Source organism: Streptococcus sp. Z554 (genome assembly GCF_053010305.1).
Genome location: NZ_JBRKNV010000005.1, coordinates 80,362 through 97,290, shown reverse-complemented (window position 1 = coordinate 97,290; position 16,929 = coordinate 80,362). Strand labels below are relative to the sequence as shown.

The following is a 16,929-nucleotide window of genomic DNA, read 5'->3' as shown; positions in this document are numbered from 1 at the left end:
AGGATAATATGAAAAAAGAGAATATTCCTAACATACTTACGCTGGGTAGAATTGTATTTATTCCGATTTTTATCCTCCTTTTATCATTTGGCTCGTCTCCTTTATTGCATAAAACGGCAGCTGTTATTTTTGCTATTGCTAGTCTCACGGATTATCTAGATGGTTATTTAGCTAGAAAATGGCAAGTGGTTAGTAATTTTGGTAAATTTGCAGATCCGATGGCTGATAAGTTGTTGGTCATGTCAGCTTTCATCATGTTGGTTGGTCTAAACATGGCTCCAGCCTGGCTGGTTGCTGTTATCATTTGCCGAGAACTTGCAGTTACTGGTTTGCGCTTGCTTTTAGTTGAAACAGGTGGAACCGTTCTGGCTGCTGCTATGCCTGGGAAAATCAAGACATTCAGTCAGATGTTTGCGATAATCTTCTTGTTGCTTCACTGGAACTTGCTTGGCCAGATAACTCTATATATTGCTTTGTTCTTTACAGTTTATTCTGGATATGATTATTTTAAAGGAAGCGCGTATTTGTTTAAAGGAACCTTTCGCTAGATATGGAATCAATTATTGAGATTAAAAATCTGTCATTTCGATACCAGGCAGATCAGGAACATTATGATGTTCATAACATTTCGTTTCACGTGAAACGAGGAGAATGGTTGTCTATTGTTGGTCATAATGGTAGCGGGAAATCAACGACTGTTCGCTTGATTGACGGCTTACTTGAGGCTGAATCTGGAGAAATTTGGATAGACGGTGATTGCCTAACTCCAGAAAACGTCTGGGAAAAAAGACGTCAGATTGGCATGGTTTTTCAAAATCCTGACAACCAGTTCGTAGGGGCGACTGTGGAAGATGACGTTGCTTTTGGGTTAGAGAACCAGGGGATCCCACTTGAAGAGATGAAGCATCGAGTTGCTGAAGCTTTATCATTGGTTGGTATGGCTGAATTTTCTAAAAAGGAACCAGCTCGTTTATCGGGAGGTCAGAAGCAGAGAGTTGCCATTGCAGGCGTTGTCGCTTTGCGACCAGATATTTTAATTCTGGATGAAGCTACAAGTATGTTGGATCCAGAAGGACGTCTAGAATTGATTAAGATAGTCCAGAAGATTCGACAAGATCACCAAATGACAGTCATCTCCATTACGCATGATTTGGATGAGGTGGCCATGAGTGATCGTATTTTGGTGATGAAAAAAGGAGAAATCGAATCAACTAGTACTCCTAGAGAATTATTTTCTAGGGCAGATTTAGATCAAATTGGCCTAGATCAACCCTTTGTAAATAAATTAAAAGATTCACTGCGTGCTAGTGGTTTGGATTTACCGGAACTCTATCTTACTGAAGAGGAGCTTGAGGAGGCTTTATGGGAATTATTCTAGACAATGTTAGTTATACGTATCAAGAAGGAACACCCTTTGCTTCAGCAGCCTTGTCTGATGTTAGTTTAACGATAGAGGACGGCTCCTATACTGCAATTATTGGGCATACAGGAAGTGGAAAATCCACAATTCTACAACTCTTGAATGGTTTGTTGGTTCCCACAAAGGGGAGTGTCCGTGTCTTTGATACATTAATTACGTCAACATCAGTCAACAAGCAAATTCGTCAAATTCGCAAACAAGTAGGATTGGTATTTCAGTTTGCAGAAAATCAAATATTTGAAGAAACTGTCTTAAAAGATGTAGCTTTTGGTCCTCAAAATTTTGGAGTTTCTGTAGAAGAGGCCGAGGCTATTGCGCGTGAAAAATTAGATTTAGTAGGAATTGACGAGTCACTCTTTGAACGTAGTCCATTTGAACTTTCAGGCGGTCAGATGAGAAGGGTTGCTATTGCTGGAATTTTAGCAATGGAGCCAAGTATCTTGGTTTTAGATGAGCCTACAGCAGGACTAGATCCGATTGGTCGGAAAGAATTGATGGCTTTGTTTGAAAAGCTTCATCAAGATGGCATCACGATTGTTTTGGTGACTCACCTCATGGATGATGTGGCAGAATTTGCTGACCAAGTTTATGTGATGGAAAAAGGAAGATTGGTTAAGAGTGGAGCGCCTAGTCTTGTCTTTCAAAATCTGGAGTTTATGGAAAATATCCAATTGGGTGTTCCGAAAATCACAAGATTTGCTCAAAGGCTAGCTGAACGAGGAGTTTCTTTTAAACAAATGCCGATAACGATAGAAGAGTTTAAGGAGTTCATTAATGGATAACATGATTTTAGGTCGTTACATACCAGGAAACTCGATTGTCCATCGTCTGGACCCACGTAGTAAGCTAGTGGCAATGTTTTTATTGATTATTATCGTTTTTTGGGCCAACAATCCAATTACAAACGTAATACTTTTCGCTGCAACCGGCATATTTGTAGCTCTATCAGAAGTTCCCTTATCTTTTTTCATAAAAGGTTTGAAGTCGATGTTTTTTCTGATTATCTTTACAACCCTTTTTCAACTTTTCTTTATTTCAGGGGGTCAAGTCCTATTTGAGATGGGGTTCATAAAAATCACTACTCATGGTATTGAGCAGGCTGGAATCATTTTTTGCCGCTTTGTGTTGATTATCTTTTTCTCAACCTTGCTTACTTTGACCACAATGCCACTAAGCCTGGCAACAGCAGTTGAGTCCTTGCTTGGGCCTTTAAAAAGATTTAAAGTGCCTGTTCATGAAATTGGGCTTATGTTATCTATGAGCTTGCGTTTTGTACCAACCTTGATGGATGATACCATTCGGATTATGAACGCTCAAAAGGCGCGTGGTGTAGATTTTGGAGAGGGCAATATCATCCAAAAGGTTAAGGCTATGATTCCTATTTTAATTCCTTTATTCGCTTCAAGTTTGAAAAGAGCGGATTCTCTTGCTACAGCTATGGAAGCTAGAGGTTATCAAGGCGGGAATGGACGCAGTCAGTATCGACAATTGAATTGGATGAATAAAGATAGTGTAGCTCTATTACTTGTATGTGTATTAGGTGGAATCCTGTTTTTATTAAAATCCTAAAGTAAAGTATAGAATAATATAAGGTAAAGGCATGAATCGTTTTAAAAAATCAAAATATATCATTGTTCTATTTGTCGTTATACTAGTAGTTTCAGTTTTTTTAGTGACGACACAATCCAGTACCCTTGTGACAAAAGCTGGAGATGGGATTTCGTTGATAGATAGAATTGTACAAAAACCATTTCAATGGTTAGAAGCGACAAAGTCAGATTTAGGAAATTTGACGAGAGCTTATAATGAGAATGAGACTCTTAAAAAAGAACTCTATCAAATGGAAAAGGAAAAGAATGAAGCAGATCGTTTGAAAGAAGAAAATGAACAATTGCGTCAATTATTAGATATGAAGTCAAAATTGAATGCGACCAAGCTCATTGCTGCAGACGTCATTATGAGAATTCCAGCAACTTGGAAGCAGGAATTGACAGTTAATGCTGGTTCAAAACAAGGTGTAACAACTAGTATGCTTGTTGTTTCTGGTGGAGGACTTGTTGGAAGTGTTGAAAAAGTAGAAGATAACTCAACCGTAGTCAATTTATTAACAAACGCTGAAAATACAGAGAAGATTTCTGTTAAAATCCAGCACGGATCTAGTAGTATTTACGGGATTATCATTGGTTATGACAAGGAAAAAGAACTACTAAAAATCAGCCAGTTAAATAACAGTGGCGACATTAGTCAAGGTGATAAAGTCGTAACTGGAGGTTTGGGAAACTTCAACGCTACGGACATACCTGTAGGAGAAGTCGTATCGGTGACACCTACTAATGATTATCTGACAAGAGAAGTGATGGTCAAAATGCATGCTGATTCAATGAATCTAAAAGTCGTAGAGTTAGCGGGGAATCCATCATGAGACTTTTTAAGCAGATAGGGATGTTTTTACTCTTGCCCTTAATCGTTTTGATAGATAGCCACTTAGGACAATTTGTGAATAGCTTTTTCCCACATTTTCAAATGATTAGCCACTTTATCTTCATCTTCTTATTATTCGAGACAATAGAAGTATCAGAGTATCTCTTTTTAGCCTATTGCTTGGTTCTAGGACTCATTTACGACATCTACTTCTTCCATTTGATAGGGATTGCCAGTCTCCTTTTTGTGATCATTGGAGCAATCGTATATAAAAGCAACTCTGTTATTCTGTTAAATAGATGGACAAGATTATTAGCTATTTTAATGATGACTTTTACATTTGAATTTGCTAGCTTTATCCTAGCACACTTGGTAGGATTAACTGCAGAAAATTTATCTGTGTTTATGGTTTATAGCCTTGTTCCTACTATGATATTGAATTTTATATGGATGTTAGTTTTCCAATATATTTTTGAAAAAATATATCTATAAGAAAGAAACAAAACTGTAATAAAGGCGTAATATTTATTAGGCCTTTTTTTGATATACTAGTATTGTCTTTTTTAAAGAAGGAGTATTTACACTTATGAAGAAAAAAATTCTAGCATCACTCATGTTAAGTACAGTATTAGTCTCACAAGGAGCTGTGCTTTCAAGTGTTAAAGCTAACACAACAGATGAAAAAATTGCAGCTCAAGATAGCAAAATTAGTGAGTTGACAACACAACAAAAAGAAGCTCAAAAGCAAGTTGATGAGATTCAGACTCAAGTTACAGCTATTCAGACAGAACAAGAAAAGTTGCAAACTGAGAATGAAAAACTTCAAGAAGAATCTAAAAAACTTGAAGGTGAAATCACAGAGCTTTCAAAAAATATCGTAGCTCGTAATGAATCGCTTGAAAACCAAGCACGTAGTGCACAAACTAACGGAACTGCTACAAGCTACATTAATACAATTATCAACTCTAACTCAATCACAGAAGCTATTTCTCGTGTAGCAGCTATGAGTGAAATTGTTTCAGCTAACAACAAAATGTTGCAACAACAAAAAGAAGATAAAAAAGCTATTTCTGAGAAACAAGTTGCTAACACTGAAGCAATCAACACAGTTATTGCGAACCAACAAAAACTCGCAGATGACGCTCAAGCTTTGACAACAAAACAAGCTGAATTGAAAGTAGCTGAGTTGAATCTCGCAGCAGAAAAAGCTACTGCAGAAAGTGAAAAAGCTACTTTGTTAGAGCAAAAGGCAGCAGCTGAGGCTGAAGCGAAAGCAGCGGCTGAAGCAGAAGCAGCTTACAAAGCTCAACAAACAAGTCAACAACAAACAGTTGCAGCTTCAGCAAATACAACATTTGCGGCACAAGTACAAGCAACTTCAAGTTCTTCTTCATCATCAGATGAAGACTCAAGTTACACACCTGCACCAACTCCTGTAAGCAAACGTCCTACATATAGTACAAATGCTTCAAGTTATCCAACGGGAGAATGTACTTGGGGAGCTAAAACATTAGCACCTTGGGCTGGAGATTACTGGGGTAACGGAGCGCAGTGGGCAACAAGTGCAGCTGCAGCAGGTTTCCGTACAGGTTCTCAACCACAAGTTGGTGCGATTGCTTGTTGGAATGATGGTGGATATGGACACGTAGCGGTTGTTACAGCTGTTTCGTCTACAACAAGTATCCAAGTATCAGAATCTAACTATGGTGGAGATCGTACAATCAGTAACAAACGTGGATGGTTCAACCCAACTACAACTTCTGAAGGTTACGTTACTTACATCTATCCAAACTAATGAAAAAAACGAGACTCTTGCCGAGTCTCTTTTCTTATCCTTAAATTGTTAAGTTCTGCTAAAAAACTATCAAAATAGCTTGATAATATTGAGGAATTGTGGTAAAATGAAACTTGTCGTGTGAACGATAATACTCATTCTTGATGAATTGTGAAACTGTTGCCTTCGGGTTGTTTTGCGAGCTGAAATCGAGAAGAGGAAAAAACAAAAAAGGAGAAATACTCATGGCAGTAATTTCAATGAAACAACTTCTTGAGGCTGGTGTACACTTTGGTCACCAAACTCGTCGCTGGAACCCTAAGATGGCTAAGTACATCTTCACTGAGCGTAACGGAATCCACGTTATCGACTTGCAACAAACTGTAAAATACGCTGACCAAGCATACGACTTTATGCGTGATGCAGCAGCTAACGATGCAGTTGTATTGTTCGTTGGTACTAAGAAACAAGCTGCTGACGCTGTTAAAGAAGAAGCAGAACGTTCAGGTCAATACTACATCAACCACCGTTGGTTGGGTGGTACCCTTACTAACTGGGGAACAATCCAAAAACGTATCGCTCGTTTGAAAGAAATCAAACGCATGGAAGAAGAAGGAATCTTCGACGTTCTTCCTAAGAAAGAAGTTGCACTTCTTAACAAACAACGCGCTCGTCTTGAAAAATTCTTGGGTGGTATCGAAGACATGCCTCGCATCCCAGATGTAATGTACGTAGTTGACCCACATAAAGAGCAAATCGCTGTTAAAGAAGCTAAAAAATTGGGTATCCCAGTTGTAGCGATGGTTGACACAAACACTGATCCAGACGATATCGATGTAATCATCCCAGCTAACGATGACGCTATCCGCGCAGTTAAGTTGATCACAGCTAAATTGGCAGATGCTATCATCGAAGGTCGCCAAGGTGAAGATGCTGTAGCAGCAGTTGAAGCAGAATTTGCAGCTTCAGAAGCTCAAGCAGATTCAATCGAAGAAATCGTTGAAGTTGTTGAAGGCGACAACGCTTAATTCGTATAAATAGTAATTACCTAGGAGGGCGGGGCTTAGCCCGGCTCTCCTATTTTTAAAAAAATATAGGAGAAACAAAATGGCAGAAATTACAGCTAAACTTGTTAAAGAGTTGCGTGAAAAATCTGGTGCTGGTGTCATGGACGCTAAAAAAGCATTGGTTGAAGTTGAAGGTGATATCGAAAAAGCGATCGAATTGCTTCGCGAAAAAGGTATGGCTAAAGCAGCTAAAAAAGCTGACCGTGTTGCTGCAGAAGGTTTGACAGGTGTTTACGTTGATGGTAACGTTGCAGCAGTAGTTGAAGTAAATGCTGAAACTGACTTCGTTGCGAAAAACGCTCAATTCGTTGAATTGGTAAATGCAACAGCTAAAGTAATCGCTGAAGGTAAACCAGCTAACAACGAAGAAGCTCTTGCTTTGACAATGCCTTCAGGAGAAACTCTTGAAGCTGCATACGTATCTGCAACTGCTACTATCGGAGAAAAAATCTCATTCCGTCGTTTTGCTTTGCTTGAAAAAACAGATGCTCAACACTTTGGTGCTTACCAACACAACGGTGGACGTATCGGTGTTATCTCTGTCATCGAAGGTGGAGACGAAGCACTTGCTAAACAAATCTCAATGCACATCGCTGCAATGAAACCAACTGTTCTTTCATACAAAGAATTGGATGAGCAATTTGTTAAAGATGAATTGGCACAATTGAACCACGTGATCGACCAAGACAACGAAAGCCGTGCAATGGTTGGTAAACCAGCTCTTCCACACTTGAAGTATGGTTCTAAAGCTCAATTGACTGACGAAGTAATCGCTCAAGCTGAAGCTGACATTAAAGCAGAGTTGGCTGCAGAAGGTAAACCAGAAAAAATCTGGGATAAAATCATTCCAGGTAAAATGGATCGCTTCATGCTTGACAACACTAAAGTTGACCAAGCATACACACTTCTTGCACAAGTCTACATCATGGATGACAGCAAGACAGTTGAAGCATACCTTGAATCAGTTAACGCTTCAGTAGTTGAGTTCGCTCGCTTTGAAGTTGGTGAAGGTATCGAGAAAGCTGCGAATGACTTTGAAGCTGAAGTTGCAGCTACAATGGCAGCAGCTTTGAATAACTAATCATACAAAAGGAAGCAAATTTGCTTCCTTTTTTTTTATGAAAATTTAAAAGCCCTTATTAAAGGGCTTTGTGTATTTAGGAGACTACACTTCAAATTCATAGAGGGCTGTAGATAAATAACGCTCTCCGTTATCTGGTGCGAGTGCAAGTACTTTTTTACCTGCTCCAAGTTTTTTAGCAACTTCAATGGCTGCATAGATAGCTGCAGCAGAAGAAATACCTACCAAGAAGCCTTCTTTTCCGCCAATCTCACGTCCAAGTGCAAGGGCATCGTCTGATGTTACACGGACAATCCCATCATAAGCTTCTGTATCAAGTGTTTCTGGGATGAATCCTGCAGAGATACCTTGAATTTTGTGAGGTCCTGGTTTTTCACCTGATAAGATTGCTGACTCGTCTGCCTCAACTGCAAAAACTTGAATGTTTGAGTTAGCAGTTTTAAGAGCATGAGAAACACCTGAAATAGTTCCTCCAGTACCAACACCAGCAACAAAGGCATCTAAACCATCAGCTCCGAAATCAGCTAGAATTTCAGCTCCAGTTGTTCTTTCGTGAACTTCTGGGTTAGCTTGGTTATTAAACTGTAATGGTAGGAAACCATCACGCTCGGCAGCAATTTCTTGCGCTTTCGCAATCGCACCTTTCATCCCTTCACTACCTGGAGTGAGGACTAGTTCAGCACCATAAGCTTGGATGATCTTGCGACGTTCAACACTCATTGTTTCAGGCATAACGATGACAACCTTATAGCCTTTAGCAGCGCCAACCCATGAAAGACCAATACCAGTATTACCACTTGTTGCTTCTACAATAGTAGAACCCGGTTTCAGTTTCCCTTCTTGCTCTGCTTTTTCAATCATGCTAAGAGCAATACGGTCTTTAACCGATGAACCTGGGTTGAAAGCTTCAAGTTTTACATAAACGTCTGCTGCACCTTCTGGTACAATGTTATTCAATTTAACAATCGGTGTTTTTCCGATAAGTCCAGTGATATTGTTATAAATAGCCATAATAGCACCTCTATATATAAGATGCTACTAGTATAACGCTATCTTAAACTTTTGTAAAATATAGAAATCCTATCGAAGCGATAGGATTTTTTTATATCAATGCTCCAAACCATTAATTCTCAGACGGTTTTGATAAGCTAGTTCTAACAAATAAGTATAGAGTGGGACAAGATCGGATTTCTTTGGAAATTCAAATTTGATAGAGTTAGAGTGCTCGTGGTGAGCTTTTAAGAAGACATTTTCTAAATAAGTGATAGTCATTTCACTGTCATCGATTCCAAGGCCAGCAGTTTCCAATTCAACATCGACAATATTCATGAGGAAAATGGATTTGATAGATACTTTTTTCCCAGTAGCCCCCTGTTTGTCTGTAAAAATAATACGGATGTTTGTAAAGATGATTGCATCTCGAATAAGCTTATAGCCGATCTGAATTTCTTCATTTTCCAGTAGATACTGACCGTACTCTTTCATTAGAGTTTCTTTGTTTTGTTCGCTAAAATTTCCAGCAAGTCCATTGATTAATTTTCCGAATACCATATTTTCCTCCTTTTTAAGCTAAGTCAACAGGAACTTCGACCTCTCGTACACCTTGTTCTGTTAAGGTGACTTTCCCATTGAAAAATTCGATAAGGGCAGCTTTGATACCTTCTTTATCGTCTTTATCAACAAAAATCATGGTTTCAACTTGATCCGTAAAGTTGGTTTCAAGTTCCATAAGATGGTGTTCTTTAAGAAAGTTCCCGTATTCTTGATATTGAGCATACGTCATTTGAATCTGAATGCCTGCTTGCTCTTTGATTTCAATGACGCCAATTTCTTTGACTGCCAAGGCGACACTTCCTGCATAAGCACGAATGAGGCCTCCGGCACCCAGCTTAATACCTCCAAAATATCGGGTAACAACTACACAGACATTCGTAAGATTGTGGTTCTCTAGAACTCCAAGCATAGGTACACCAGCAGTTCCGCTTGGTTCTCCATCATCACTGGTTCGCTTAATTTCGCTACGTTCCCCAATTATAAAAGCAGAGCAGTTGTGAGTCGCTTTATAGTGTTCTTTCTTAATATCTGTGATGAAAGCACGAGCCTCTTCTTCACTATAGACACGTTTTGCATGGCAAATGAAGCGAGATTTTTTGATTTCTTCTTGGACTTGTCCGTCCTCTTTAATTGTTCTAAATTCCATGGTTTAATTGTACTAAAAAATAGTATAAAGCGCTAGTTTTTCCGAACATATAAGTATGAAAGTAAATCCAAATTATCTAGGCCGTCTATTTACTGAACAAGAATTGAGGGTAGAAGAACGACAACTGGCAGTAAAACTGCAGAGTATGAAAAAAGAGAAGGGGAAACTCTTCTGTCAACGATGTGATAGTATGATTCAAGATGAATGGAAATTACCTATTGATGCTTACTACTGTCGTGAATGTTTGTTAATGAAGCGAGTAAGGAGCGATCAAGCGTTATACTACTTCCCACAGGAAGAATTTCCTAAGCAAGATGTTCTTAAGTGGCAGGGACAATTAACTCCTTTTCAAGGTAAAGTATCAGAAGGTTTGCTTCAAGCACTAGAAAGTCAGCAACCGACTTTAGTTCATGCCGTGACTGGGGCAGGAAAGACAGAGATGATTTATCAAGTTGTTGCCCAGGTTATTAGTGACGGCGGGGCAGTTTGTCTAGCCAGCCCCCGTATAGATGTTTGTTTAGAATTACATAAGCGATTACAGAACGATTTTGACTGCGAAATTGCGTTACTGCATGGCGATTCTGAACCATACTTTCGAACACCACTGGTTGTTGCAACAACGCATCAATTATTAAAGTTTTATCACGCTTTTGATTTACTAATAGTAGATGAAGTAGATGCCTTCCCCTATGTTGATAACAAGATGCTTTACAAGGCTGTAAAGAGTTGTGTAAAGGAAAATGGGCTCAGCATCTTTCTTACAGCAACTTCTACAGATGAGTTGGATAAAAAGGTTCGCTCAGGAGAGTTGAAAAGGCTGAGCTTGCCAAGGCGGTTTCATGGAAATCCTTTGATTATTCCCAAACCCGTCTGGTTATCAGAATTGGACAGTTGCTTAGAAAAACTTCGTTTACCAGCAAGGCTAAAAAGCTATATTGAAAAACAAAGAAAAACTGGCTATCCTTTACTCATTTTTGCATCCGAGATCAAAAAAGGAGAAAAGTTAAAGGAAATCTTGCAGCTACAGTTTCCAAATGAGAAGATTGGTTTCGTATCTTCGGTTACTGAGGACCGATTAGAACAAGTTCAAGCATTTAGGGATAGGGAATTAACTATATTGATAAGTACAACCATATTGGAACGAGGAGTTACCTTCCCTTGTGTAGATGTAGTTGTAGTGGAAGCCAATCATCGCCTCTTTACAAAATCAAGTCTCATTCAAATTGGAGGGCGTGTAGGTCGAAGTATGGATAGACCAACTGGAGATTTAATTTTCTTTCACGATGGATTAAATCGTTCGATTAAGAATGCTATAAAAGAAATTAAACTGATGAACAAGGAGGCGGGCTTATGACTTGTTTACTATGTGGACAGCATTTGAAAAGCAATCTAACCTTTAGCAATCTACTCTTGTTGAAAAATGAGGAGACTTCAGTTTGTTTAACTTGTTTCGAAAGTTTTGAAAGGATTGGGGAAGAACATTGCCCAAACTGTCATAAAAAAGGGCTGTCAACTTCGTGTAAAGACTGTCAAGTTTGGTGTAAAGAAGGGATTGATGTAAATCATCAAGCAATTTTTGTTTACAATCAAGCAATGAAAGACTTCTTTAGTCGTTATAAATTTGATGGAGATTATATACTTCGAAAGATTTTTGCATCGATTTTGAAGGATTTTCTAATCAACTATAAGGACTACCATTTTATCTTAATCCCATTAAGTCATGAGAGATATGCAAAAAGAGGTTTTAATCAGGTTGCAGGATTAATAGAGGCTACAGGCCTTTCTTATGAGAAACTTTTAGAAAAAAGAGAAGAGAAAGCGAGTTCTTCAAAAACTCGTTCAGAACGTTTAGCGACTGAACTTCCGTTTTTTATTAAGGATTGCGCCACAGTTCCCAAAAAGATTTTATTGATCGATGATATATATACAACAGGAGTGACACTGAACCGTGTAAAAAAACTACTTGAGAATGCAGGAGCAGAAGAAGTTAGAACATTTTCCCTCGTAAGATGAGGAAAAAGATTGCAATAATTCTTTGAAAGCGTTATAATAAATATAGAAAAACAAATATGTTTAGAAAGAAGGTACTTATATGATTAAATATAGTATCCGTGGTGAAAACCTAGAAGTAACAGAAGCAATTCGTGATTATGTAGTTTCTAAACTCGAAAAGATCGAAAAATACTTCCAAGCAGATCAAGAACTAGATGCACGTGTAAACTTGAAAGTATATCGTGAAAAGACCGCTAAGGTAGAAGTAACGATTCCACTTGGATCTATTACACTTCGTGCAGAAGACGTTTCTCAAGATATGTATGGATCTATTGATTTGGTGACAGATAAGATTGAGCGTCAAATCCGTAAGAATAAAACTAAAATTGAACGCAAAAACAGAAACAAAGTTTCTACTAGCCAATTATTTACAGATGCTTTGGTTGAAGAGACAGATGTGGCTCAAGCTAAAGTTGTTCGTTCAAAACAAATTGATTTAAAACCAATGGATCTTGAAGAAGCACTTCTTCAGATGGACCTATTGGGTCATGATTTCTTCATTTACATTGATGTTGAAGATGAAACAACGAATGTCATTTATCGACGCGAAGATGGAGACATCGGTCTTCTTGAAGTAAAAGAATCATAATTCTTAGTATGATTAGATTAAAAAGGTGGTTTACACTAGTGTAAACCACCTTTTGTATTCATGTGCACTACATTTGAGTACAAGTGCTATTCCTTCTCTAAAGGTCGCTTTTTCAGTGCAAATATGGTATAATATTGCGCAAGAGGTTTGTAATGAAAAAAAATGAAATGAATCCCTTTTTTATATACTTATTTGCTGGGATTGCCTTTATAATCATGACTGTAGTAGTTATTTTTCTTCAAAATACCCTAGTCACAATAGCGTGCTTATTTTTCTTGATGGTGGCATTTCTTTTGCTATTTTATTTACAGAAGAAATCTTATCAGAAAACAGAAATTGAACAGATCCAGTACGTAAACCATCAGGCGGAAGATAGTTTAAGTTCACTTTTAGAACAGATGCCTGTTGGAGTTGTCAAGATAAACATGGAAAGTAGTGAGATTGAGTGGTTCAACCCCTACGCAGAGTTAATGTTGACAACGGAAGATGGAGAAATTGACCTTCCTCAAGTTCAAGAAATTATAAAAACATCCATTACTTCGCCTGGTATTTATGCTAATGTAGGGGGAAAACGTTATGCGGTGCATCTAGATAGAAATTCTGGTGTGCTCTACTTTTTCGATGTTTCTGGCGAGTATGAGGCCACAGTAGAATTGGTTACGAGTCGCCCTGTAATTGGTATTATTTCAGTAGATAATTATGATGATTTAGAGAACGAAACATCTGAATCAGATATCAGTCATATTAATAGTTTTGTTGCGAATTTTGTCGCAGAATTTACCGGAAAACATCACATGTTTTCTCGTAGAGTGACTATGGATCGTTTTTACTTGTTTACTGACTATACGGTATTGGAACATTTGATGCAGGACAAGTTTTCTGTGATTGATACCTTCCGTGAAGAAGCTAAGCAGAGAGATTTAGCCTTAACCATGAGTATGGGCTTTTCATACGGTGATGGCGATCATGAGAGTATTGGTAAAGTTGCTTTATCCAATCTCAACCTTGCAGAAGTTCGGGGTGGAGACCAAGTCGTTGTAAAAGAAAACGATGAAATGAAGAATCCAATTTATTTTGGTGGTGGCTCTGCAGCTTCTATCAAACGAACAAGAACACGTACTAGAGCGATGATGACGGCAATCTCTGAAAAATTGAAGAGTGTCGATTGTGTATTTGTTGTTGGCCATAAAAACTTAGACATGGATGCTTTGGGATCTGCCGTCGGTATGCAATTGTTTTCTAGTAACGTCTTGGACGAAAGTTTTGTAGTCTATGATGCAGAACAAATGTCTCCGGACATCCATCGTGCCATTCAATTTTTAGAAAATGAGGGAGTTACAAAACTTCTTCCTCTGAATCAAGCTATGGAAATGGTCACGAATCGTTCCTTGCTAGTGATGGTGGACCATTCAAAGACGGCCTTGACTTTGTCAAAAGAGTTTTATGATTTATTCACACAAACGATAGTTATTGACCATCATAGACGAGATCAGGATTTCCCGGAAAATGCTGTTATCACCTATATCGAGAGTGGGGCAAGTAGTGCGAGTGAGCTTGTAACAGAGTTGATTCAATTCCAGAACTCTAAGAAATCACGTTTAAGTCGTATCCAAGCTAGTGTTCTCATGGGTGGTATGATGCTGGATACTAAGAATTTCACCTCTCGCGTGACTAGCCGAACCTTTGACGTGGCAAGTTATCTAAGAACACGTGGTAGTGATAGTATTGTAATCCAAGAACTTGCAGCAACTGACTTTGAAGAGTATCGATTGGTGAATGAGCTTATCTTGCAAGGACAGGCCGTACAACCTTCTATTCTTGTGGCTCAAGCTAAGGATAATAAGGAGTATGATACTGTAGTGATCAGTAAGGCAGCTGATACGATGTTAGCCATGTCGGGTATTGAAGCTAGCTTTGTCATTGCAAAAAACAGCCAAGGGGATATTTCCATTTCTGCACGAAGTCGAAGTAAGATCAATGTGCAACGGATTATGGAAGAATTAGGTGGTGGAGGCCACTTCAACCTAGCAGCTGCCCGACTTACAGATATGAGTCTGCAAGAAGCGGCTGATAAACTAAAAACCGTTATTTCTAATGAAATTAGAGAAGAGGAGACAGAAGAATGAAAGTAATCTTTTTAGCAGATGTAAAGGGTAAAGGGAAAAAAGGCGAGATTAAGGAAGTTCCAACAGGTTATGCACAAAACTTTTTGATTAAGAAAAACCTTGCTAAAGAAGCGACTACACAAGCAATTGGAGAGTTGCGAGGTAAGCAAAAATCTGAAGAAAAAGCACATGCTCAACTTCTTGCAGAAGCACAAGAAATTAAGGCAAAACTCGAAGCTGAAGAAACAGTCGTCGAGTTTGTTGAAAAAGTTGGCCCAGATGGTCGAACTTTCGGTTCAATTACTAGCAAGAAAATTGCGGAAGAACTTCAAAAACAATTTGGAATTAAGATTGATAAACGTCATATTCAAGTTCAATCTCCGATTCGAGCAGTTGGCTTGATTGATGTTCCTGTAAAAATTTATCAGGATGTGACTAGCGTCATCAATCTTCGTGTAAAAGAAGGCTAAACTAGATTTGAGGAATGATTTTGTAAAAGGAAGGAAAATCTGATGGCAGAAGTAGAAGAACTACGAGTTCAGCCCCAGGATATCTTGGCAGAACAATCTGTATTGGGAGCTATATTTATCGATGAGAGTAAACTCGTATTTGTTCGAGAATATATTGACTCTCGAGACTTCTTTAAGTATGCTCACCGTTTGATTTTTCAGGCCATGGTTGACTTGTCAGATCGTGGCGAAGCCATTGATGCAACGACTGTTCGCACGATATTAGATGATCAAGGTGATTTGCAAAATATTGGTGGCTTGTCCTACCTTGTTGAGATTATCAACTCTGTACCAACCTCTGCAAACGCTGAATACTATGCAAAAATTGTAGCAGAGAAAGCCACACTTCGTCGTTTGATTGCTAAGTTGACGGAGTCTATAAACCAAGCTTATGAAGCCTCTAGCCCTGCAGATGAAATCATTGCACAAGCCGAAAAAGGTTTGATTGATGTCAGCGAGAATGCAAATCGTAGTGGCTTTAGAAACATTCGTGACATTTTAAATCTTAACTTTGGGAACCTGGAAGTTCGATCACAACAAACATCTGATATTACGGGGATTGCAACTGGTTATCAAGATTTGGATCATATGACAACTGGGTTGCACGAGGAGGAGTTGATTATTATAGCAGCTCGTCCTGCGGTTGGTAAGACGGCTTTTGCCTTGAATATTGCTCAAAATATTGGAACCAAGCTAGACAAGACTGTTGCAATTTTCTCTCTCGAGATGGGGGCTGAGAGTCTGGTCGATCGTATGTTGGCTGCCGAAGGACTAGTGGAGTCTCACTCTATCCGTACAGGTCAACTTACTGAGGAAGAGTGGCGTAAATATACGATTGCTCAAGGGAATCTTGCAAAAGCAAGTATCTATATTGATGATACCCCTGGAATTCGAATTACGGAGATTCGTTCACGCGCCAGAAAATTGGCTCAAGAAACTGGCAATCTTGGCTTGATTTTGATTGACTACCTGCAGCTAATTACAGGGACTGGCCGTGAGAACCGTCAACAAGAGGTGTCAGAGATTTCACGTCAGTTGAAAATCCTAGCTAAGGAGCTGAAGGTGCCTGTTATCGCGCTAAGTCAGTTGTCACGTAGTGTTGAGCAACGTCAAGATAAAAGGCCGGTGTTATCAGATATTCGTGAGTCTGGATCTATCGAGCAGGATGCGGATATCGTAGCCTTTCTCTATCGAGATGACTATTATGAACGCGGTGGCGAAGAAGAGGAAGGACTTCCGAATAACAAGGTAGAAGTTATTATTGAGAAAAACCGTAGCGGTGCACGTGGAACGGTAGAATTGATTTTCCAAAAAGAGTATAACAAGTTTTCAAGTATTTCGAAGAGAGAGGAACAAAGATGACAGATGCATTTACAGATGTAGCCAAGATGAAAAAAATCAAGGAAGAAATCAAGGCGCATGAAGGACAAATCGTGGAAATGACCTTAGAAAACGGTCGTAAACGTCAAAAAAATCGTTTGGGAAGACTTATTGAAGTTTATCCATCGCTTTTTATCGTTGAATTTGGAAATGTTGAAGGGGACAAACAGGCCAATGTCTATGTTGAATCCTTCACCTATTCAGATATTTTAACAGAAAAGAATTTAATTCACTATTTGGATTAAGCTTGAAAGTGGGAGTTTTCTCACTTTTTTCTTTTTCTTTCGAATGATATAAATGAGGTCAACCTCAAAAATTTATCTATTCGAAG

The 16,929-nt window shown here is 38.7% G+C and carries 19 protein-coding genes; 16 read left to right on the top strand and 3 right to left on the bottom strand.

The genetic code is table 11. The annotated features are described in order from the left end of the window. Positions 1–8: 8 nt before the first annotated feature. The 9 genes from pgsA (at position 9) to tsf (ending at position 7,763) form a co-directional block, all read left to right on the top strand. Positions 9–548 (top strand): CDP-diacylglycerol--glycerol-3-phosphate 3-phosphatidyltransferase, encoded by a 540-nt coding sequence (gene pgsA / locus ACVC7R_RS05950; protein WP_447263941.1) that lies wholly within the window; start codon positions 9–11, stop codon positions 546–548. A 2-nt stretch (positions 549–550) separates the two neighbouring features. Continuing rightward, a complete protein-coding gene (locus tag ACVC7R_RS05945; protein ID WP_447263940.1) occupies positions 551–1,378 on the top strand; it encodes an energy-coupling factor ABC transporter ATP-binding protein in 828 nt (275 codons plus the stop codon). Beyond that, positions 1,363–2,202 (top strand): energy-coupling factor transporter ATPase, encoded by an 840-nt coding sequence (locus ACVC7R_RS05940; protein WP_447263939.1) that lies wholly within the window; start codon positions 1,363–1,365, stop codon positions 2,200–2,202. The genes ACVC7R_RS05945 and ACVC7R_RS05940 overlap by 16 nt, the downstream gene beginning before the upstream one ends. Beyond that, the gene (locus ACVC7R_RS05935; protein WP_447263938.1) at positions 2,195–2,989 is read left to right on the top strand and encodes an energy-coupling factor transporter transmembrane component T family protein; all 795 of its coding nucleotides are present in this window, start codon (positions 2,195–2,197) and stop codon (positions 2,987–2,989) included. Before ACVC7R_RS05940 ends, ACVC7R_RS05935 begins: the two co-directional genes overlap by 8 nt. A gap of 31 nt (positions 2,990–3,020) precedes the next feature. Next, positions 3,021–3,842: a rod shape-determining protein MreC gene (gene mreC / locus ACVC7R_RS05930; RefSeq protein WP_447263937.1), complete on the top strand. Its 822-nt coding sequence runs from the start codon at positions 3,021–3,023 to the stop codon at positions 3,840–3,842. Then, positions 3,839–4,333 carry a rod shape-determining protein MreD gene (gene mreD / locus ACVC7R_RS05925; RefSeq protein ID WP_447263936.1) on the top strand — a complete coding sequence of 165 codons (495 nt, stop codon included), beginning with the start codon at positions 3,839–3,841 and terminating at the stop codon, positions 4,331–4,333. The genes mreC and mreD overlap by 4 nt, the downstream gene beginning before the upstream one ends. Positions 4,334–4,427: 94 nt before the next feature. Then, positions 4,428–5,636, top strand: coding sequence for a peptidoglycan hydrolase PcsB (gene pcsB, locus ACVC7R_RS05920; RefSeq protein WP_447263935.1), 1,209 nt, complete (start codon positions 4,428–4,430; stop codon positions 5,634–5,636). 224 nt (positions 5,637–5,860) lie between these two features. Further along, positions 5,861–6,643 (top strand): 30S ribosomal protein S2, encoded by a 783-nt coding sequence (rpsB, locus tag ACVC7R_RS05915; protein ID WP_004250981.1) that lies wholly within the window; start codon positions 5,861–5,863, stop codon positions 6,641–6,643. Between the two features lie 79 nt (positions 6,644–6,722). Continuing rightward, positions 6,723–7,763 carry a translation elongation factor Ts gene (tsf, locus tag ACVC7R_RS05910; RefSeq protein ID WP_447263934.1) on the top strand — a complete coding sequence of 347 codons (1,041 nt, stop codon included), beginning with the start codon at positions 6,723–6,725 and terminating at the stop codon, positions 7,761–7,763. Between the two features lie 84 nt (positions 7,764–7,847). Here tsf and cysK read toward each other — a convergent pair whose 3' ends face one another. The 3 genes from cysK to ACVC7R_RS05895 form a co-directional block, all read right to left on the bottom strand. Further along, on the bottom strand, positions 7,848–8,774 hold the full coding sequence (gene cysK / locus ACVC7R_RS05905) for a cysteine synthase A (protein ID WP_447263933.1): 927 nt from the start codon (positions 8,772–8,774) through the stop codon (positions 7,848–7,850). Positions 8,775–8,870: 96 nt separating this feature from the next. Next, positions 8,871–9,314, bottom strand: coding sequence for a PH domain-containing protein (locus ACVC7R_RS05900; RefSeq protein WP_447263932.1), 444 nt, complete (start codon positions 9,312–9,314; stop codon positions 8,871–8,873). Between the two features lie 13 nt (positions 9,315–9,327). After that, the gene (locus ACVC7R_RS05895) at positions 9,328–9,963 is read right to left on the bottom strand and encodes a YigZ family protein (protein WP_447263931.1); all 636 of its coding nucleotides are present in this window, start codon (positions 9,961–9,963) and stop codon (positions 9,328–9,330) included. 55 nt (positions 9,964–10,018) lie between these two features. Between ACVC7R_RS05895 and ACVC7R_RS05890 the strand changes: the two genes are divergently transcribed. From ACVC7R_RS05890 to ACVC7R_RS05860, 7 genes are all read left to right on the top strand, one after another. Continuing rightward, on the top strand, positions 10,019–11,317 hold the full coding sequence (locus ACVC7R_RS05890) for a DEAD/DEAH box helicase (RefSeq protein WP_447263930.1): 1,299 nt from the start codon (positions 10,019–10,021) through the stop codon (positions 11,315–11,317). Then, positions 11,314–11,976, top strand: a complete 663-nt coding sequence (locus ACVC7R_RS05885) for a ComF family protein (RefSeq protein WP_447263929.1) — start codon at positions 11,314–11,316, stop codon at positions 11,974–11,976. Before ACVC7R_RS05890 ends, ACVC7R_RS05885 begins: the two co-directional genes overlap by 4 nt. Positions 11,977–12,055: 79 nt before the next feature. Beyond that, the gene (gene hpf / locus ACVC7R_RS05880; RefSeq protein WP_447263928.1) at positions 12,056–12,604 is read left to right on the top strand and encodes a ribosome hibernation-promoting factor, HPF/YfiA family; all 549 of its coding nucleotides are present in this window, start codon (positions 12,056–12,058) and stop codon (positions 12,602–12,604) included. 152 nt (positions 12,605–12,756) lie between these two features. Next, complete coding sequence (locus tag ACVC7R_RS05875) at positions 12,757–14,730, top strand: DHH family phosphoesterase (RefSeq protein WP_447263927.1); 1,974 nt, start codon at positions 12,757–12,759, stop codon at positions 14,728–14,730. Beyond that, positions 14,727–15,179, top strand: coding sequence for a 50S ribosomal protein L9 (rplI, locus tag ACVC7R_RS05870; RefSeq protein WP_447263926.1), 453 nt, complete (start codon positions 14,727–14,729; stop codon positions 15,177–15,179). Before ACVC7R_RS05875 ends, rplI begins: the two co-directional genes overlap by 4 nt. A 42-nt stretch (positions 15,180–15,221) precedes the next feature. Next, a complete protein-coding gene (gene dnaB / locus ACVC7R_RS05865) occupies positions 15,222–16,580 on the top strand; it encodes a replicative DNA helicase (RefSeq protein ID WP_447263925.1) in 1,359 nt (452 codons plus the stop codon). Then, on the top strand, positions 16,577–16,843 hold the full coding sequence (locus tag ACVC7R_RS05860) for a Veg family protein (protein ID WP_447263924.1): 267 nt from the start codon (positions 16,577–16,579) through the stop codon (positions 16,841–16,843). Before dnaB ends, ACVC7R_RS05860 begins: the two co-directional genes overlap by 4 nt. Positions 16,844–16,929: the final 86 nt, after the last annotated feature.

What these genes read in the sequence shown, in the direction of transcription:
- ACVC7R_RS05895 (WP_447263931.1), bottom strand. Translation starts at nt 9,963, where the DNA reads ATGGAATTTAGAACAATTAAAGAGGACGGACAAGTCCAAGAAGAAATC.
- ACVC7R_RS05860 (WP_447263924.1), top strand. Translation starts at nt 16,577, where the DNA reads ATGACAGATGCATTTACAGATGTAGCCAAGATGAAAAAAATCAAGGAA.
- mreD (WP_447263936.1), top strand. Translation starts at nt 3,839, where the DNA reads ATGAGACTTTTTAAGCAGATAGGGATGTTTTTACTCTTGCCCTTAATC.
- ACVC7R_RS05900 (WP_447263932.1), bottom strand. Translation starts at nt 9,314, where the DNA reads ATGGTATTCGGAAAATTAATCAATGGACTTGCTGGAAATTTTAGCGAA.
- ACVC7R_RS05935 (WP_447263938.1), top strand. Translation starts at nt 2,195, where the DNA reads ATGGATAACATGATTTTAGGTCGTTACATACCAGGAAACTCGATTGTC.
- pgsA (WP_447263941.1), top strand. Translation starts at nt 9, where the DNA reads ATGAAAAAAGAGAATATTCCTAACATACTTACGCTGGGTAGAATTGTA.
- ACVC7R_RS05885 (WP_447263929.1), top strand. Translation starts at nt 11,314, where the DNA reads ATGACTTGTTTACTATGTGGACAGCATTTGAAAAGCAATCTAACCTTT.
- tsf (WP_447263934.1), top strand. Translation starts at nt 6,723, where the DNA reads ATGGCAGAAATTACAGCTAAACTTGTTAAAGAGTTGCGTGAAAAATCT.
- ACVC7R_RS05890 (WP_447263930.1), top strand. Translation starts at nt 10,019, where the DNA reads ATGAAAGTAAATCCAAATTATCTAGGCCGTCTATTTACTGAACAAGAA.
- cysK (WP_447263933.1), bottom strand. Translation starts at nt 8,774, where the DNA reads ATGGCTATTTATAACAATATCACTGGACTTATCGGAAAAACACCGATT.
- rpsB (WP_004250981.1), top strand. Translation starts at nt 5,861, where the DNA reads ATGGCAGTAATTTCAATGAAACAACTTCTTGAGGCTGGTGTACACTTT.
- hpf (WP_447263928.1), top strand. Translation starts at nt 12,056, where the DNA reads ATGATTAAATATAGTATCCGTGGTGAAAACCTAGAAGTAACAGAAGCA.
- mreC (WP_447263937.1), top strand. Translation starts at nt 3,021, where the DNA reads ATGAATCGTTTTAAAAAATCAAAATATATCATTGTTCTATTTGTCGTT.
- pcsB (WP_447263935.1), top strand. Translation starts at nt 4,428, where the DNA reads ATGAAGAAAAAAATTCTAGCATCACTCATGTTAAGTACAGTATTAGTC.
- dnaB (WP_447263925.1), top strand. Translation starts at nt 15,222, where the DNA reads ATGGCAGAAGTAGAAGAACTACGAGTTCAGCCCCAGGATATCTTGGCA.
- ACVC7R_RS05940 (WP_447263939.1), top strand. Translation starts at nt 1,363, where the DNA reads ATGGGAATTATTCTAGACAATGTTAGTTATACGTATCAAGAAGGAACA.
- ACVC7R_RS05945 (WP_447263940.1), top strand. Translation starts at nt 551, where the DNA reads ATGGAATCAATTATTGAGATTAAAAATCTGTCATTTCGATACCAGGCA.
- ACVC7R_RS05875 (WP_447263927.1), top strand. Translation starts at nt 12,757, where the DNA reads ATGAAAAAAAATGAAATGAATCCCTTTTTTATATACTTATTTGCTGGG.
- rplI (WP_447263926.1), top strand. Translation starts at nt 14,727, where the DNA reads ATGAAAGTAATCTTTTTAGCAGATGTAAAGGGTAAAGGGAAAAAAGGC.